At 33.8% G+C, this 2,290-nt stretch carries 4 protein-coding genes; all 4 read right to left on the bottom strand.

The window, feature by feature from the left end; genetic code table 11:
* Nucleotides 1-529: Rpn family recombination-promoting nuclease/putative transposase (locus tag H6G44_RS19880; protein WP_190595394.1), on the bottom strand; the 529-nt coding region annotated here is incomplete at its 3' end.
* An 82-nt stretch (nucleotides 530-611) separates the two neighbouring features.
* A complete protein-coding gene (locus H6G44_RS19875; RefSeq protein WP_242031816.1) occupies nucleotides 612-821 on the bottom strand; it encodes a type II toxin-antitoxin system VapC family toxin in 210 nt (69 codons plus the stop codon).
* Nucleotides 818-940: a hypothetical protein gene (locus H6G44_RS20580; protein ID WP_276513890.1), complete on the bottom strand. Its 123-nt coding sequence runs from the start codon at nucleotides 938-940 to the stop codon at nucleotides 818-820. The genes H6G44_RS19875 and H6G44_RS20580 overlap by 4 nt, the downstream gene beginning before the upstream one ends.
* 390 nt (nucleotides 941-1,330) lie before the next feature.
* Nucleotides 1,331-2,188 (bottom strand): DUF2887 domain-containing protein, encoded by an 858-nt coding sequence (locus H6G44_RS19870; protein WP_190388280.1) that lies wholly within the window; start codon nucleotides 2,186-2,188, stop codon nucleotides 1,331-1,333.
* Between the last annotated feature and the right edge of the window lie 102 nt (nucleotides 2,189-2,290).

Raw genomic sequence — 2,290 nt, 5'->3', positions numbered from 1 at the left:
GTTGTAATTGCAATGGTCTTTGAGTTATTTCTTCATAGGTTTCCTTGGCAATTTCTTGTGCTAAAACTGCACTTTTATCCGCAGGAGTAACAATCAGTTTTAACAACTTCAGACTAATGGGGGCATTTGCTGGAGGTTCTAATTCATTTAAGTATATACGGTGGACTCTGGAACTTGCCAATAAAAAGTCATAGTGGCAGGTTTTTCCTGTTTCTGTCTGACGATTGGGATAAATAACTACTCCTTGCCAGGGGTTGGGGGGGTCAAATTGACGCAGGTAAAGGAATATTTCGCTAAAAAAGCGGTGATAAAATAGTTTATCTGTTTGAAATTGGACTTCTACAAAAAATAGAGGGGAATTGTGGTCGTTTTCCGGTGGTGAAAATACTCCGTCCAGACGAAAGGCTGTTTGTTTTATTTCTACTGACTTGAATTTGTAATTACTGTTAACGGGGGTAAATTTCAGCAGATCAAACAGTAGTGGCGGAAATGTTTGGAATAATCGGTAAAATAGACTATCTGTTTTCAAGTTTTTAAACTTTGTTTAAATTTAGTTGTATGGGCAAGTAAAATTCTGATAAATCAAATTGGGTTTTAGTTTTACGAGTTAATTAAGTTGACCAATCTTGCATAGCTAGTCCGGGTATTTTCTCAAAATCTTGCCGATTTCTTGTCAAAAGAATACCATTATTGGCGATCACGATTGATGCAATGCGTAAGTCTTGAGTACAAACGCGAATACGCTGGGTTTTAAGTTCTTGGTAAATTCTACATGACTTGGCATCATATTGATGAATATTAAATTCTGAAAGTTCCATCATCCATCTATTGTTAAGTCATCTGTTGATAAGTTCGACTCTTGACGGATAACGGCTAATTTTTCCATTGATGCCACAAAGTTTTCTTCAGATTGACTTTGAACAAAAATTTGATATTGCATGATAGTTTTTCCTTGTAAACAATTTTATTATATCAAAAAGAATTGGAATTATTATGCGATCGCCTGAACTGTTGGTATAGTTCTATATATCTTTTTGCTGGCATTTCTCAAGTATATTCTTTCAGGGCGATAGCGAAACGCTGCTGCAAGCAGTTCGCTCGCCAATTTTCACTCATTTTTTCCCCTAAATTATTTATTTTATCATAAACAACGACCAATTTGAGATTTCATAAAGAAGAGCGATCGCTTTCAATATCAACAGTTTCAGATCCCCGACTTCTGAGAGAAGTCGGGGATCTGATTTTCTTATTTTATTTATAGAGTGAAGGTTAAAGAATTTCCCCAATGACTAATTTGAGATTTCATAAAGAAGAGCGATCGCTTTCAAGATCAACGGCGATTATCTTGTAACCAATTTTCCAAATCTGACATATTTTGAAAATCCAATAATGCCTCTCCTAAAGATTCTAATTCAGGAATGGTGAGCGATCGCACTTTTTGCTCTTGAATAGCAGTTAAATTACCACAACGGCGTTTTAACTGGCGTATAGTTAGATTTGCTTCTCCTTGTTGTAAACCTTGTTGTAAACCTTTTTTCTCACCAATTTCTAACACCTCTTGATAAAACCGTGTTTGAGTAACATCAGCCTCTTTGAGATTAAGCATTTTTTGAATCTCCTTTAGGGTTAGTTGTGTAAATTTGTTGACTAATATGGACTCTACTAAATCTAATTTTAGCTGAAATTCTGCTTCTGTGCTGACACTGTTTAAAATTTTCCTAGCTGCTAATCCTGCTTGGTCTTTAGGCGTTACTATTAATCTTAGTAGAGCTAAATTAGGACTTAAATCATCTTGATGTAATAAATCTTCTAGATATAATCTTTCTACTTGACTATTCAGTAAGTTTCTGTGTGGAAGTTCTGAACCTAATTCCAAACGTTTATTCAGTAAAATTAGTAATCCGCGCCAATTTTTGCTAATTTCATATTGGTCAATATAGCTAAATATTCCCCGAAAATAGCGACTATAAAATTTTATATCTCGCTGCATTTGTGCTTCGAGAAATATTAGCGGTACATCAGAATTATTACTAATCGGTGTTAATAACCCATCTAACCTAGTTTCTTTTTCTTTGAGTACAGGTGCGCTATACTCAAATTCACAATCACTAGGAATACCAGGAATTAATTCTGCTATTAAATCTGGTTGATTTAAGAAAATTCTGTAAAATAATTTATCTGTTTTCATTTATATAACTAATTTTCACAATATTTTTTTAACTAAACACTTTCATAATTCCTTTATATCTATACTAGAGGTTATTTTTTTTTACAAAATAGTGAGGATCTG

This window comes from Aphanizomenon flos-aquae FACHB-1287, from assembly GCF_014698755.1.
In the GTDB taxonomy this organism is placed as follows: Bacteria; Cyanobacteriota; Cyanobacteriia; order Cyanobacteriales; family Nostocaceae; genus Dolichospermum; species Dolichospermum flosaquae.
Note: the sequence above shows the minus strand (reverse complement) of the source record. Positions and strands in the feature narration are given on the sequence as shown.